At 61.7% G+C, this 14151-nt stretch carries 12 protein-coding genes; 1 reads left to right on the top strand and 11 read right to left on the bottom strand.

From position 1 onward, the window contains the following. Positions 1-58 precede the first annotated feature (58 nt). A complete protein-coding gene (locus ACI2I1_RS11975; protein WP_337191212.1) occupies positions 59-448 on the top strand; it encodes a helix-turn-helix domain-containing protein in 390 nt (129 codons plus the stop codon). A gap of 226 nt (positions 449-674) precedes the next feature. Here ACI2I1_RS11975 and ACI2I1_RS11970 read toward each other — a convergent pair whose 3' ends face one another. From ACI2I1_RS11970 to ACI2I1_RS11920, 11 genes are all read right to left on the bottom strand, one after another. Further along, positions 675-1178 carry a hypothetical protein gene (locus ACI2I1_RS11970; protein WP_375246625.1) on the bottom strand — a complete coding sequence of 168 codons (504 nt, stop codon included), beginning with the start codon at positions 1176-1178 and terminating at the stop codon, positions 675-677. Next, a complete protein-coding gene (locus ACI2I1_RS11965) occupies positions 1175-1798 on the bottom strand; it encodes a hypothetical protein (protein ID WP_375246626.1) in 624 nt (207 codons plus the stop codon). Before ACI2I1_RS11965 ends, ACI2I1_RS11970 begins: the two co-directional genes overlap by 4 nt. A gap of 2 nt (positions 1799-1800) precedes the next feature. Further along, complete coding sequence (locus ACI2I1_RS11960) at positions 1801-2325, bottom strand: hypothetical protein (protein WP_404679301.1); 525 nt, start codon at positions 2323-2325, stop codon at positions 1801-1803. A 106-nt stretch (positions 2326-2431) separates the two neighbouring features. Beyond that, the gene (locus ACI2I1_RS11955) at positions 2432-2953 is read right to left on the bottom strand and encodes a hypothetical protein (protein WP_404679300.1); all 522 of its coding nucleotides are present in this window, start codon (positions 2951-2953) and stop codon (positions 2432-2434) included. A 389-nt stretch (positions 2954-3342) separates the two neighbouring features. Then, a complete protein-coding gene (locus ACI2I1_RS11950) occupies positions 3343-3822 on the bottom strand; it encodes a hypothetical protein (RefSeq protein ID WP_404679299.1) in 480 nt (159 codons plus the stop codon). Between the two features lie 44 nt (positions 3823-3866). Continuing rightward, positions 3867-6206 (bottom strand): heavy metal translocating P-type ATPase, encoded by a 2340-nt coding sequence (locus tag ACI2I1_RS11945; protein ID WP_086491589.1) that lies wholly within the window; start codon positions 6204-6206, stop codon positions 3867-3869. Positions 6207-6219: 13 nt separating this feature from the next. Then, complete coding sequence (locus ACI2I1_RS11940) at positions 6220-7716, bottom strand: multicopper oxidase family protein (RefSeq protein ID WP_404679298.1); 1497 nt, start codon at positions 7714-7716, stop codon at positions 6220-6222. A gap of 103 nt (positions 7717-7819) precedes the next feature. Further along, positions 7820-8206, bottom strand: coding sequence for a copper-binding protein (locus ACI2I1_RS11935; RefSeq protein WP_234029091.1), 387 nt, complete (start codon positions 8204-8206; stop codon positions 7820-7822). Then, entirely contained in the window at positions 8185-11352 is a 3168-nt protein-coding gene (locus ACI2I1_RS11930; protein ID WP_160673276.1) for an efflux RND transporter permease subunit, read from the bottom strand. Before ACI2I1_RS11930 ends, ACI2I1_RS11935 begins: the two co-directional genes overlap by 22 nt. Further along, on the bottom strand, positions 11349-12845 hold the full coding sequence (locus ACI2I1_RS11925) for an efflux RND transporter periplasmic adaptor subunit (protein ID WP_123882996.1): 1497 nt from the start codon (positions 12843-12845) through the stop codon (positions 11349-11351). Before ACI2I1_RS11925 ends, ACI2I1_RS11930 begins: the two co-directional genes overlap by 4 nt. Positions 12846-12853: 8 nt before the next feature. Then, on the bottom strand, positions 12854-14089 hold the full coding sequence (locus ACI2I1_RS11920) for a TolC family protein (RefSeq protein ID WP_404679297.1): 1236 nt from the start codon (positions 14087-14089) through the stop codon (positions 12854-12856). Positions 14090-14151: the final 62 nt, after the last annotated feature.

Genomic DNA, 14151 nt, shown 5'->3' with positions numbered 1-14151 from the left:
AATCCGAGTCGCAGCCATATCTACTGTCTGTAGCAACTACAGACTCAAGGGGTTCTGTGTGAAAATCGGTGAAGTGTCGAAGCAAACCGGATGCAACATCGAGACGATCCGCTATTACGAACGGATCGGTGTGATCGAGCCGCCCCCGCGCAAGGGTGCTTACCGCGATTATGGTCCGTCGGATATAGAGCGCCTCCGTTTCATCCGGCGCGCACGAGAACTCGGCTTTTCGCTTGAAGAGGTGCAAGCACTGCTCGATCTTGCGCCCCGACCTCAGAAGAATTGCGATCGAGTGCAATCGATCGCCGAACAGCACCTATCAAATGTTCGCACCAAGCTAGCAGATCTCAAACGGATGGAAATTGCTATCGCCACATTGGTCGAACAGTGCGGCACAGGGAATCATGATCAATGTCCGGTGGTAGAGAGTTTAACCGGTAACGACTGAAACGGCCGCGCAGCAAGGTTCGAGCGCACCAGATAAAGCCGGCAGCTATCCACCCCAGCTCCGACATTTAGGGGCCGCCCGGAATGTCCCGGAAGCGGACGTCGCTGTAGACTGACGGCTATGTTCGCTTTCGGGAGCCTTGGATGATTGGGTCTATGATCGGGATGGGGGCGCAAAACTGCCGCTCCCGCTAAATGGTCTAGCGCTGAGCGGCAGCTGCTTCAATTCAAGACCGATTTTCATGCCACTGGCTCAGAAAGAAGAAAGCTGCTGGCGCATTCCTCCCTTGGTCGAACTTCTCGAGGGTCTGCTGGAGTGACGGCGATATGAAGGTCTTCGAGAAGTGGAAGTCTCCCACGCCGGGATTCACATTGGCGCCGTTCGCGAGCGTATGCCCGATGTGAGCCGCCAACTTTCGGCGAAACTCGTCTTCATTCCGCGCCAGGGCCGCCGCAAGATAGACGGTATGCCCCTGCCCCGTTGCCAAATCGCTCACCGTTCCGAGGAAGACGCGTCTGGGAGCATTGGCCGGAACCTCACTGATCTCCCATGGATACGGAGGCAATTCGAAGGGGTTCTCCCCTTCTGCATATTGCTGGACCTCCCCGCTTTCCAGCAGCTGGCGAGCCAGGTCGACGGTGGCTTGGATCTTTTCGACTTCGTCCGGTCCTTTTCGGGCCAGATGATTTGCCAGGAATTCGGAGGGCTTGGTGTTCTCTTCCGCGCTCATGCTGCCACGTCCCAGTTCTTCTTGTGTTCCTGCCACGCAGCGACCGCCGCTTCATAGCCGCGGTCCGAGCACAGGTTCGTGCACGCTCCGCCAAAACCATTGATGTTGATCGTCCTCGAGAGGACCGCGCAGTGGATGTGATTGCCCTGCCCCTTGAGGCCGGCCGTGCCCGGGATATGCGCGATGAGGATGACCACGTACCGGTGAGCGAAATGGGAACGAGCAAAACTGCGTACCCGCTCATAGCCGATGTGCCAGGCTTCATCGTCGTCGAGCATGATCTTGGCCTGGATCAATGCGTGCTTCTCAAAGGGCGGCAAGGTCTCGTCGAACCGCTGGGTCAAGAACTCGATATTCGTGTAATCAGCGGGCGCGCTGGGCGGCAACAAGACCTCGATCCGCGCCGCGTGGCCGAACTTCGGATCGTCGCCGGGGGCGCTCTTCTTCTCGATCCACTCGGTCACGGTCGCACGGTCGAATTCGGTCTCGTACCAGTAACGGAACCAGCCGAAATCAGGGTGCCCGTCACACGGCTCGTGTTTGAAGATCTTCATCTTGACCTTGGACGGCGCTTCCGCGGTTTCCGCGACTTGGACTTTTTTGGGTTTTGCCTTCGCCATGATCAGAACCTCCCTTCGAAAGAGGGAGTTTCGATGGCCCGAATGATGCCGGCGTAGCGCTGAGACCCGTTCTCGTAAGGCGCGCCCTCGAAGGCATCGAGCCCCTCTTTGCTCAACCGAAAGAAGGGGCCTGCGGTGTGGGCGGGGACGAGCCAAAGCGCACCGCCATCGCGGCGCCATGCGAGGTAATTGCACAGCCAGGTCTGGCTACCTTCCAGCAAGACATCGAAGGTCGCGCCATCCAGGGGATCGAAGCGCATCAGGACGAGATCCTGGCTCAGGAATTGCGAGAGCAATTCACACTCGGGATAGAACAGAGGGCGGTTGCAGGAGGTTGCAGTCAGCACCACTCCCGCGTCGTCGTCTTCGAAGAAGCCGCGCGCGATACTCTCGTCAAGGCGAGCAGCTTCGACACTGGCGAGACCGCAGGACGTCACGAGCGAGGCAAAACGGCTCCGCGTCCGGTGGGTAATCCATGGCCGCAGGGGTTCGCCCTCGAGCGGGCGGTTCAGGGTAATCATATTCATCGGGAGATATCCTTTGGGGGACGGCGCTCTGACCGAGCTCGCCCTCCCCGGTTCTAATTTCATTATCTACTCGGCCAACAAGCCGAGCCTTCTCTTCATTCCGGGATCAGCTGGGCCGCTGGTCGGTCCCTTCAGCCAGAAGCAGGACCATTGCTTCGGCAAGACCGCGCCTGCGGTCGGCCTCGTCAGCCCAGGGTTGCTTGGCAATGTGCAGGCCGCGATCGAACTTGAAGCATGCGCTGCCCGCTTCGGAGGTATCTTCGGGTATGAGATAAAGACCGCCATCTCGATCGATCCACGCGCGCATGGCCGCAAATCGCTCGGCGTTGCCGTTCGCAGCGAACAGCACGGCGAAGTCGGCAATTCGTTGATCGTCGCGAGAACGAAGGCACCTTACGCCGATGGCGGTGGTTCCGAGTTTCGCGATGCCTCTCACCATCTCGTCAGATGCAAGCTGGACGCCCGGCATGAGGATCAGCGATTGCAAGGTGCTGGATTGGTTGTCGCCATTATCCGGTATCAGGATCTGGTCGCCCACCATTTCGTAAACGGTAAGCCGGGCAAGGTTCCGGCAAATAAGGAGAGCGCCCGCGTAGGACGCTCTTCCTTTGGTTTCTTTCTTTGTCATGGGAGTCTCGAGGCGGCGCGCAGCTGGCTGCAAGTCTGCGCGCCTCAGTGGAATTTTCACCTTTCGGCGTCAGCCACTCAGTCCTCCAATGACATTACTCAACTATCCTTTTGCGGACGAGATCTCGTGAAGCCCGCAACATTTCTTGATGTCCGCTTCGCGCCCTAATTTCGGCCGTTCCACTCCTTCCATGGGTGATCCACAAGCGGACAGCCATTGAGATCTTGCACAACGCTATGGTGCCCGAGGCATCCGATGACCTTGCATTCACCGATCTTGTCCGACTCGCAGGACCGTAACATCTGTCCCAGCTCGTCTCGTAAAGCCATTAGATCGGAGATTTTGCGCTCCACCTCGGCTAGTTGCTGCTGAACCAGTTGATCAACTTCCTATCGCGTGGGTCCGGTTCCCATTCGCCGCGCGAACCACAAAGTCGCTGAAGGGACCACAATCCACATCAGCATGGGGACTAGGCCAATGTCGGTCCCCGGCAGCAGAGGCATGCTCTCGCTGTACGTCCATCCCCAATCGGCGCCGACCGCCAGGATTTCGACGAAAGCCGTTATTACGAGGCCGGTCGCAAGGTAGACGGCGAAGCGCCAAGCCTCAAAACGGGTCAACCACGGACATTGTCGATTGCCGATCGAGGCGACGAGATAAGCCGCAACCATTATGCCAGCGTCGCCGAACGAGGCTAGGCCACAGCGGCGAGCAGCCTCGGCGGGCGACAGACCAGCTGACTGGTAGAAGGGAAGCTGGAGCATCTCCCAGGCGAAAGCGATGAAAATTCCGAACAGGGCGATCCAGAGCGCTGGATGAGCACCGCGCCATTCGCGCGATTTCTCAGAGATTGGGTTTTGATCCTGCATCGCCTTATCCGTTACTCGCGCCATCTCCGTCCCGCCCTCACCGCTCAGGTATCGAATTTGGGAAGAGCGAGGCCGCGCAGGCGCAGGGCGTTGCCGATCACCGATACCGAAGACAGGCTCATCGCTGCGGCCGCGATCATCGGGTTCAAAAGCAACCCGGTCCATGGATAGAGGACACCTGCAGCGACCGGAATTCCGAGCGCATTATAGGCAAAGGCAAAGAACAGGTTCTGCCTGATGTTGCGCATAGTGGCCCGAGACAGGACGAGCGCCTGAACAACGCCGACGAGGTCGCCGCGCACCAATGTCACGCCCGCGCTTTCGATCGCGACATCGGTACCCGTTCCCATCGCGATGCCGACATGCGAAGCGGCAAGCGCGGGTGCGTCGTTTATGCCGTCGCCGGCCATAGCGACCCGGCGACCCTCGCTCTTCAACTGCTCGATCTTGCGATGTTTGTCCTCGGGCGAGACATTCGCTTCGACTTCGTCGATACCGACCTGGCTTGCTACCGCACGCGCGGTGGCTTCGCTGTCGCCGGTAAGCATCACGATCTTGATGCCGCGCTCATGCAGCGCGGCAATAGCGGTGCGGCTGGTTTCCTTGATCGGATCGGCGACAGCGATAAGGCCTGCCGGTGCCCCGTCCACGGCCACGAACATCACCGTCTGTCCGAGGCTTCGGCCTTCGTCCGCCGTTGACCGCCAGCCTTCTTCGAGCGCCCCTATACGCTCCATCATCTTTTCATTCCCGATCGCGACCCTGCGCTTGTCGACATTTGCCTGGATGCCTTCGCCGGTCACGGACTCGATATCGGAAGCGTCGAGAATGGCAGCGCCCCTGTTTTGAGCCCCTTCCACGATCGCGTGGGCGAGCGGATGCTCGCTTCCTCTCTCAACGGCAGCGACAAGGCTCAGCAACTCCTGCTCGTCGAAATCTGACTGCGGTTTTACGTCGACAAGATCGGGCTTGCCCCGGGTCAGTGTGCCGGTCTTGTCGACAACCAGCGTATCGATCTTTTCCAGCGTTTCGAGCGCTTCGGCGTTCTTGATCAGGATGCCGTGCTGGGCTCCCTTGCCGGTGCCGGTCATGATCGACATTGGCGTCGCCAGTCCGAGCGCGCAGGGACAGGCGATGATCAGAACGGCGACCGCGTTGACGAGCGCGTAGGCAAGGGCCGGTGCCGGTCCCCAGATGGCCCAGACGACAAAACTCACGATAGCGACAAGGACGACGATGGGCACGAACCATCCGGTGACTTGGTCGGCGAGCCGCTGGATCGGTGCCCGGCTGCGCTGCGCCTCCGCCACCATCTGCACGATCTTCGAGAGCATGGTGTCCGCGCCGACCTGCGTCGCGCGCATGGTGAAGCTGCCGGTCTGGTTGACAGTGCCTCCGATCACGGGATCGCCAGCGCTTTTCTTGACGGGAATGGGCTCGCCGCTGATCATGGACTCGTCGATGGCGCTGCTTCCATCCTCGAGCGTGCCATCGACGGGGACCTTGTCGCCCGGACGCACGCGCAGCAGGTCCCCCGACGTCAATTCATCGAGCGGTACTTCGCGCTCATCGCCGCGACCGAAGATCTTCATCGCGGTCGGGGGCGCGAGTTCGAGAAGCGCTCGCAAGGCGCTCGATGTCGATCCGCGCGCCTTGAGCTCGAGCACCTGCCCGAGCAGCACGAGGGTCGTGATAACCGCTGCGGCCTCGTAATAGACGCCGACCCGGCCCGCATGATCGCGGAAAGCCTCGGGGAAGATGTCCGGGGCGAGGGTTGCCACAAGGCTGAACAGATAAGCGATGGCAACGCCGAAGCCAATCAGGGTGAACATGTTGAGGTTCATGGTTCGGACTGATTGCAGCGCGCGGGTGAAGAAGGGCCAGCCGCCCCAAAGCACCACCGGAGTGGCCAGCAGAAGCTGCAGCCACTGCGCGAAAGCGGGTTCGATGACCTGATCGAACGGTCGCGACGGGATCATGTCGCCCATCGCATAGGCGAAGAGCGGCAGGGTGAAGAGCGCGCTCCACCAGAACCTTCGCCGCATGTCGACGAGTTCGGGATCGGGGCCCTCGTTCAAGGTGACCGTTTCGGGTTCGAGGGCCATCCCGCATATCGGGCAGGAGCCCGGCCCCGGCTGCCGGATCTCCGGATGCATCGGACAGGTGTATATCGTACCTTCCGGGACATCCTCGACAGCATCGAGGTGCGCCTTCGAAAGATACATCTCCGGATCCGCGCGGAACTTGTCGAGGCAGCGCGAGGAGCAGAAGTAATGGTCGCCACCCTCGTGTCGATCGATGAAGCGGGCGCCGTCCATCTTCACGCTCATTCCGCAAACGGGGTCGGTCGCCGTACCCTCGATTGCATTGTGCCCATCGCTCATCTGTCGTTCTCCCCTAATTGGCCGTGACCACGAATTGCCCCATCATGCCTGCGTCCTCGTGCTCGAGGATATGACAGTGATACATGTAGGGATTGTCGGGATCGGTATTCTCTTCGAACCGCAACAGCAGCCTGACCTGTTCACGTGGCTTGACGATAACGGTGTCCTTGAAGCCCGCCTCTTCCGCCTGCGGAGGCCGACCGTCCCGGTCGAGCAAGCGGAACTGCACATTATGAATATGAAAGGGATGGGCCATCATCGATGCGTTGGCGATTTCCCATATTTCCCACTGACCCACCGGTACGCGCTGATTGATGACATCCATGTCCATGGTCTCGCCGTTGATCGCCATGCCCCGACCCATCATGCCCATATCGAGTACGAAACGGCGGCTGCGAACGGCGAGCGAGGGGTCTGGCGCGGCTAGCGCGGCCAGGGTGGGCGGGAGCATCACTGGAGTCGATGATCCGGAGGGACGCATATCGAGGATCGAAAAGGTGCGGCCCTGCCTCTCGCGACCGGTCCGGTTTCCCATCATTCCGCCGTCCATCATACCCCCGCCTTCTCCGGCCATCATGCCCATGGCGTTATCAGGACTGCTGGCATTCAGGCGCAGCGGGCGCCCTTCGGAAAGGTCGACGATCACTTGTGCGCGTTCGCCTGGGGCAAGGGTAAGACTGCGAATCTCGCGGGGTGCGGCAAGCAGGCCGCCATCGCTTGCGATGAGTTGCATCGGACGATCACCTTCGAGCGAGAAGGTGTAGAACCGCGCATTCGATCCATTGAGAAGCCGCAGGCGCAGCGGACCGGCGGTGGCGTCGAAAACGGCATTGGCCGTTCCGTTCACATAGATGCGCTCACCTATCACCCCCATCATCCGCGAGTGCATGTTGAGCGGGTAAACGAGGCGGTCTGAGCTGTCGATCACGCGATCCTGCACGACGAGCGGGATATCATCTACACCGTACCGGCTCGGCAGATCGAGGCGATCCTCTTCCTCGTCGCGCACGTAGATCGGGGCAGCAAGTCCGGCATAGACCTGTGGTCCGGCCCGGCGATGCGTATGAGAATGATACCAGTATAGCGAAGCGCGCTGGCGTATTTCGAAGGACGGGCTCCAGCGTTCGCCGGGCCGCACGAGTTGGTGCGGTCCGCCATCCGCGGTGGCGGGAAGTTCGAAACCATGCCAGTGGACGGTCGCATCCTCGGCAAGCTTGTTGTCGATATGAAAGCGAACCTGTTCGCCGCGGCGCATTTCGAGGGTCGGACCGAGATAGGATGCGTCGATACCGATCGTCGGTGACGGCGTGCCGGGCACGAATTCTTTCTCGCCCGGTGTCAGGGACAGGCGAAAGACACGCTCGCCCCGTTCGATCGTTCCGGCCTGTAGCCGAGGTATGGCAAGAGGATTGCTTGCTCCTCGCTGATCGAGCGACACCCTGCTTTGCGTGTCGCAACCCACCAGCGGCAGCGCCGCGAAACCCGTCGCCGCGAGGCCGGCGCTTTTCATGAAGTCGCGGCGATCCTTAAAGTCGGGCCTGTCGATACCGGGCATATTCACCTGTTTTTGCGTGGGAGGCACCGGCGCAACCGCGCGCCTCCCACCCATCATGCTATCGCGGCGTTACCGAGGTAACGACGCTGCCTTCGGTTCCAGTACGAAATTCAAAGGCTATTCCCTCACCGACACTGACCTGTTCGAGGATTTGCGCGTCGGCTTCGAAGGTCATGGTCATCGCGGGCCATCCGATACTTTCGACCGGACCGTGCTCGATGGTCACGGTGCCCGCCCCGGGATCGATGTCTGTTACCGTTCCCTCCGCGCTGGCGCTCTGCTCGCCGCCGGTCTCCTCCGCCATCGGCATTTCGCCTGACATGGGCATACTGTCCGAGTTCGCCATCTCGTCAGACATCATGGTCCCGGTGCTGTCGTCTGCAGCGTCGCAAGCTGCAAGCGCCAGCGGTGCCGCGAGCAGGATCATGTAGGTTGGGGTACGCATTCTTCTTCTCCTTGAGGGTTCGCCGGTTTTTCCGGACGGGGACGCCGCAACAACAGATAAGCGGCGGGAAGCAGGAACATGGACAGGAGCGGGGCGGTGATCATGCCGCCGACCATCGGCGCGGCGATGCGGCTCATGACTTCCGAGCCCGCGCCGGTGCCGATCAGGATCGGAAAGAGACCCGCAAGGATGACTGCGACGGTCATCGCCTTGGGCCGCACGCGCAGGAGCGCGCCTTCCCGGATGGCCTCGTCCACTTCTTCGGCGCCCAGGTCAGCTTGCCGTCGCTCCAGTGCGGCTTTCAGGTAAATCAGCATCACCACGCCGAATTCGGCGGAGACACCGGCAAGCGCGATGAAGCCGACCGCAGTCGCCACCGACTGGTTGTAGCCCATCAGATAGAGCAACCAGTATCCGCCCGTCAGCGCGAAGGGCAGCGTGCCCATGATCAGCAAGGCTTCGTCCCAGCGCCGGAAAATGAGATAGAGCAGCAGGAAGATGATCGCGAGCGTCGCGGGAACCACGATCTTCAGTCGCTCATAGGCGCGCGTCAGATATTCGAACTGGCCCGCATAGGACAGGCTGACGCCGGGAGGCAGATCGACGCCCGTGGCGACGGCCTCCTGCAGATCGGCGACCACCGAGGTAAGATCGCGGCCACGGACATCGACATAGATGTAGCTGGTCAGACGACCCTGCTCGCTCTTGAGCATCGGCGGACCGTCGCTGACGGCGATACGGGCGACAGTGCCGAGCGTAATCTGTTGGCCGGACGGCGTCAGAACCGGCAGGGCCCTGAGTTCATCGACGCTGTCCCTGATTTCGCGGGGATAGCGCACATTGATCGGATAGCGCGCCAGCCCCTCGACGGTCCGTGCGACATTGGCGCCGCCTATTGCACCAGAGACGATCTGCTGGATGTCGGCAATGTTGAGTCCGTATCGCGCGGCCGCCATCCGGTCGATATCGACATCGACATAGCGACCGCCCGACAGCCGCTCGGCCAGCGCGGAACTCACGCCAGGCACGGTCTTGGCGATACGCTCCACATCGAGTGCAACGCGTTCCAGTTGATCGAGATCGTCGCCTGACACCTTGACCCCGATCGGGCTCTTGATTCCGGTCGCGAGCATGTCGATCCGGTTGCGGATCGGCGGCACCCAGACATTGGCGAGGCCCGGCACCTGGACGACCCGGTCGAGTTCCTCGACCAGCAGATCGGGCGTCATTCCCTCGCGCCATTCTTCGCGGGGCTTGAAGCGGATCGTCGTTTCGAACATCGTCAGGGGAGCCGGATCCGTCGCCGTATCGGCGCGCCCCGCTTTACCGAACACCGTTTCCACTTCCGGGACCGACTTGATCAGGCGATCGGTGCGCTGCAGCAGCGCCGACGCCTCGCCGGGGGAAAGGCCGGGCAATGCACTCGGCATATAAAGCAAATCGCCTTCATCGAGCGGCGGGAGGAACTCGCCGCCAAGCCGGGTGAAGGGGATCGCGGTGGTCAGAAAGATCAGCGCCGCGATCGCCAGCGTTGCCTTGGGGCGCCGCATGACCCAGTCGAGCCCCGGACGATAGATTTTCGTCAGCCAGCGGTTTAGAAAATTGGAATCTTCCGAAGGGATCTTCCCACGGATCAGCCAACCCATCATCACCGGCACCAGCGTTACCGAAAGAATGGCCGCGGCAGCCATCGCATAGGTCTTGGTGAAAGCAAGCGGTGCAAATAACCGCCCTTCCTGCGCCTGCAGGGTAAAGACCGGTAGGAACGACAGCGTAATGATCAGCAGGCTGAAGAACAGCGCCGGTCCCACTTCCTTCGATGCATCGGCGATGATCCGCCAGCGTTCCTTCACCGCGAGCACGGTATCGGGATTCTCGTGTTCCCATCGCTCGAGATGCTTGTGCGCGTTCTCAATCATGACGACGGCGGCATCGACCATCGCACCGACCGCAATGGCTATTCCACCCAGCGACATGATGTTGGCATTGACGCCCTGAAAGCGCATCACGATGAAGGCCGCGAGCACGCCCAAAGGCAGGGTGATGATGGCGACAAGTGCCGAACGCGCGTGCCAGAGGAACAGCGCGCATACGAGCGCCACGACGATAAACTCTTCGATGAGCTTCGTGGTGAGGTTTTCTATAGACGCATCAATGAGCTGAGAGCGATCGTAGGTCGTGACGATCTCGACGCCTTCGGGAAGGCTTGCCTGCAAGTCGTCGAGTTTCTGTTCGACGGCCTGTATGGCGCTTCTTGCATCCGCACCCTGACGCAGAACGATGATGCCGCCGGCAACCTCGCCTTCGCCATTGAGCTCGGCGATGCCTCGGCGCAGTTCGGGTCCGACCTGGATCGTCGCTACGTCGCCCAGCGTGACCGGGACACCGCCACTCGCAGTGCGTAGTGGAATTTGCCGAAAATCATCGAGGTCGCCGAGATAGCCAGAAGCGCGGACCATATATTCGGCTTCGCCCATCTCGACGATCGAGCCGCCCGCTTCCTGGTTGGCGGACTGGATTGCGCTCACGATCTCGGCGTGAGTCACGCCGAGCGATGCCATCCGGTAAGGCTCGAGAACGACTTGGTATTGCTTGACCATGCCGCCGACGCTGGCGACCTCGGCAATGCCGGGGATCGTCTTGAGCTCATAGCGCAGGAACCAGTCCTGCAGGCTGCGCAGTCCTGCAAGGTCGTGCCCGCCGCTGCGATCGACCAGCGCATATTCGTAGATCCACCCCACACCGGTTGCATCGGGGCCAAGCGTGCTCGTGACGCCATCGGGCAGGCGGTTCTGCACTTGGTTGAGATATTCGAGCACGCGCGAGCGCGCCCAGTAGAGGTCGGTTCCGTCCTCGAAGATGATATAGACATAGCTGTCACCGAACATCGAATAGCCACGGACGGTTTTCGCCCCCGGCACCGAGAGCATGGTCGTTGCCAGGGGATAGGTGACCTGGTCCTCGACGATCCGGGGGGCCTGACCCGGATAGTTTGACCGGACCACAACCTGCACATCGGACAGATCGGGCAACGCGTCGACCGGCGTCGTGCGCACCGCCCAGAAACCGGCCAGCGTTACCGCGACGGCGGCGAGAACGATAAACAGGCGGTTGGCGATCGAGGCATCGATTATCCGAGCAATCATTGTCCGGCCCTCGTGATAGACTCGATCCGGGGGCCGGCATCCTCCTGGGTGAAGGTGAAGCGCACCCTGTCTCCCGTCTCGAGCCCGCGCATTTGCGCCGCGCTCTTCGTGCGGAAGGTCATGGTCATCGCGGGCCAATCGAGCCGGGGCACAGGACCATGCCGCAGCGTCACCGAACCATTGGCGATCGACTGGATCGTGCCGGTGGCACCGAAGGTCGCTGGTTCGTCCTCGCCGCCGGTGGAAGCGTCATCTGCCTGATCGACCGGACGGACGTCCAGTCCGGTGAGGCTTGCTTCGGAATCGAGCAGGAACTGACCCGATGTTACGACCTGCTCGCCTGCCGACAGACCGGCCAACACTTCGCTCCTTCCACCCGCTTCGCGGCCGATCCGGACCTCGGCGGGCATGAAACCGCCCTCGTCCTGCTTCACCATCACGATGGTTCGACGTCCGGTCCTGATAACCGCTTCGGAGGGGACCAGCAGCGCGCGGCGTGTGTCCGGGGTCAGCGAGACCTGTGCGAACATGCCCGGCTTGAGGCGCCCGGATGCATTGGGCAGTTGCGCACGAACGGTGATCGTACGGCTTGCATCCTGCGCGCTCGGCAGGATAGCGATGATGGGCCCGGAGAAGCGTTCCTCGGGGAATGCGGTCAGCGTCGCGCTGACAGGTTGCCCGACGCGGACAGTCGCCGCCTGCCTTTCAGGCACCGCGGCTTCGAGCCAGATCGGTGAGAAACCGGTTATCTCGGCGAGCGTCTGTCCGGCCATGACTGTCATTCCCGGACGCACGCCGAGCGATGTGATGGCACCTCCAATCGGCGCGGTAACGGTGATCGTGGACTGCGGACGTCCATTGCGCCCTACCGATGAGATCAGGCCTGGAGGCATGCCCAAAAGGCGCATGCGTTCGCGCATGGCCTGCGCAAGTTCTTCATCACCGCTGTTCAGGACGGCCAGATACTCCTGCTGCGCTCCGCCCCATTCGGGAACCAGGATATCCGCGAGCGGCGCGCCCCGTCCAACGACATCGTCGGGCGCGCGGCCGTAGGTTCTTTGTACATAGCCTCCGGCACGTGGCTGGACGATCGCGACGTCGCGTTCATTGTAGGCCAGAACGCCTGTGACGGTTATTTCCGGCTCGAGGACGCCGTACTCGGCTTCAGTGGTGCGGATGCCGAAATTCTGCACCAGGCCGGGATCTATCCTGACGCCTGCAGTGGCCTCCTCGCCCGCGCACTTGGGCACCAGCTGCATATCCATGAAGGGCGACTTGCCCGGCTCGTCGAAGTGCTGCCCCGGCACCATCGGGTCGTACCAGTAAAGGACCTCCTCGCATTCGGTCGCACTGCCGCCCGCGTCGCTTGCACCACCCTGGCCTTCGCCGAGCTGCGAGAGACCATAGCCGGCGGCAAGACTGATGAGCGCGACCGTGCCTGCCATCATCCAGGATTTCTGGCGCGGCGACAGCCTGTCCCACGCGGCTCCCATTGCGGGTCTCATCGGCCATACTCCCCATAAGTCAGTCGCAGGTTCGCGGCGGCCTCGACGGACGCCTCTTCGCGTTGCAGAATTTCCACCCGCAGCATGGCGAGCGTTTTGATGGCGTCGATGATGTCGAGCAGATCCGCGCGGCCTGCGGCAAAGCTCGCGCGTTCGAGGTCCACGCGGCTTTCGGCAAGAGGGAGCAGTTCGTCCGTCGCGCGCTGCCATTGTCGATAAGCGCTGCGCCATGCGGCGAGATCGGTCTCGAACTGGGCTTCGAGTTCACGGAGCCGGTCTGCTCTGGCCGACTGCGCCGCCGCCGCCTTGGTGTCGGCGGCGGCTACACGCGGGTTTTGGCGCCGGTCGGCGAAAATCGGGAGCGTGATCGAACCCATCACCGAGACGACATCGCCAAAGTCGGGATCGCGCCTTCCATAGCTCACATTGACGCCGAAATCCGGACGCCTTTCCGATCGGGCAAGATCACTTCGCGCTTCCGCTTGACGAACCTGCGCAAGCGCCACGACAAGCTCCGGATTGCTTTGGAGCATGGCCCGCAAACCTTCGGGATCGAGATCGGCCGAAGGGATGGTTCCGGTCGCGGTAGCGTTCGGCAGAGCCGTATAGCGCGACAGCATGGCCTGAGCGGTCTCTCGGTCGGCTTCGATCCTGGTCCGCATGTCTTCGACTTCGAGCACGGCACGGCGTACTTCCAGACTTTCGGCGGGTCTGGCCGAACCGGCGGCGACAGAACTGCGCGCGAGTGGTACGAGCCTCTCGATTTCAGCAAGTGCATCGTCGGCGACGGTCAGAGCCCGTTGGGCATAAGCCAACGAAATCCATGCCATTCCTGCTCCCACGCGCACCCTGTAACTTGTTTGACGCAACTGTGCTGCGGCAAGGTCGATGTCGGCCTCCGCCATTCCGAACCGGGCCCGACGTTTCGCGAGATTGGGGATCTCCTGTTCGATACCGACTTGGATCTGCGTTGGGAGCTGGCGATTCAGCTCTAACGCAGCCGGCCCGCTTACCGGCAGGTTCTGGATGCTCGCGCGAAGCCGCGGATCGGGCAATTCATCGGCAGCGTCGGCGATCTCGCGCCGGGCGTCCAGTCTTAGCTCGCTTGTTCGAACCTGGGGCTGGTCGCTCGTTGCTGCTCGCAAAGCTTCCTCATAGCCCACCGACTGGGCATTACTCGCCGGCGCGAGGGCCAGCAGGACCGGAAGCGCGGTCCAGCTTATTCGTTTCATGATCGTTCATCCGCAAAAGGAGCGCGTCAGACACGCGTTCCGGATCACCGGCCCGCGTCGAG

It is taken from the genome of Qipengyuania sp. NPDC077563 (assembly GCF_044901345.1).
GTDB lineage: Bacteria > Pseudomonadota > Alphaproteobacteria > Sphingomonadales > Sphingomonadaceae > Qipengyuania > Qipengyuania aestuarii.
Note: the sequence above shows the minus strand (reverse complement) of the source record. Positions and strands in the feature narration are given on the sequence as shown.

Coding starts and splice junctions, on each gene's coding strand:
- ACI2I1_RS11970 (WP_375246625.1), bottom strand. CDS start 1,178: ATGAGCGCGGAAGAGAACACCAAGCCCTCCGAATTCCTGGCAAATCAT.
- ACI2I1_RS11965 (WP_375246626.1), bottom strand. CDS start 1,798: ATGGCGAAGGCAAAACCCAAAAAAGTCCAAGTCGCGGAAACCGCGGAA.
- ACI2I1_RS11960 (WP_404679301.1), bottom strand. CDS start 2,325: ATGAATATGATTACCCTGAACCGCCCGCTCGAGGGCGAACCCCTGCGG.
- ACI2I1_RS11955 (WP_404679300.1), bottom strand. CDS start 2,953: ATGACAAAGAAAGAAACCAAAGGAAGAGCGTCCTACGCGGGCGCTCTC.
- ACI2I1_RS11950 (WP_404679299.1), bottom strand. CDS start 3,822: ATGCAGGATCAAAACCCAATCTCTGAGAAATCGCGCGAATGGCGCGGT.
- ACI2I1_RS11945 (WP_086491589.1), bottom strand. CDS start 6,206: ATGAGCGATGGGCACAATGCAATCGAGGGTACGGCGACCGACCCCGTT.
- ACI2I1_RS11940 (WP_404679298.1), bottom strand. CDS start 7,716: ATGAAAAGCGCCGGCCTCGCGGCGACGGGTTTCGCGGCGCTGCCGCTG.
- ACI2I1_RS11935 (WP_234029091.1), bottom strand. CDS start 8,206: ATGCGTACCCCAACCTACATGATCCTGCTCGCGGCACCGCTGGCGCTT.
- ACI2I1_RS11930 (WP_160673276.1), bottom strand. CDS start 11,352: ATGATTGCTCGGATAATCGATGCCTCGATCGCCAACCGCCTGTTTATC.
- ACI2I1_RS11925 (WP_123882996.1), bottom strand. CDS start 12,845: ATGGGAGCCGCGTGGGACAGGCTGTCGCCGCGCCAGAAATCCTGGATG.
- ACI2I1_RS11920 (WP_404679297.1), bottom strand. CDS start 14,089: ATGAAACGAATAAGCTGGACCGCGCTTCCGGTCCTGCTGGCCCTCGCG.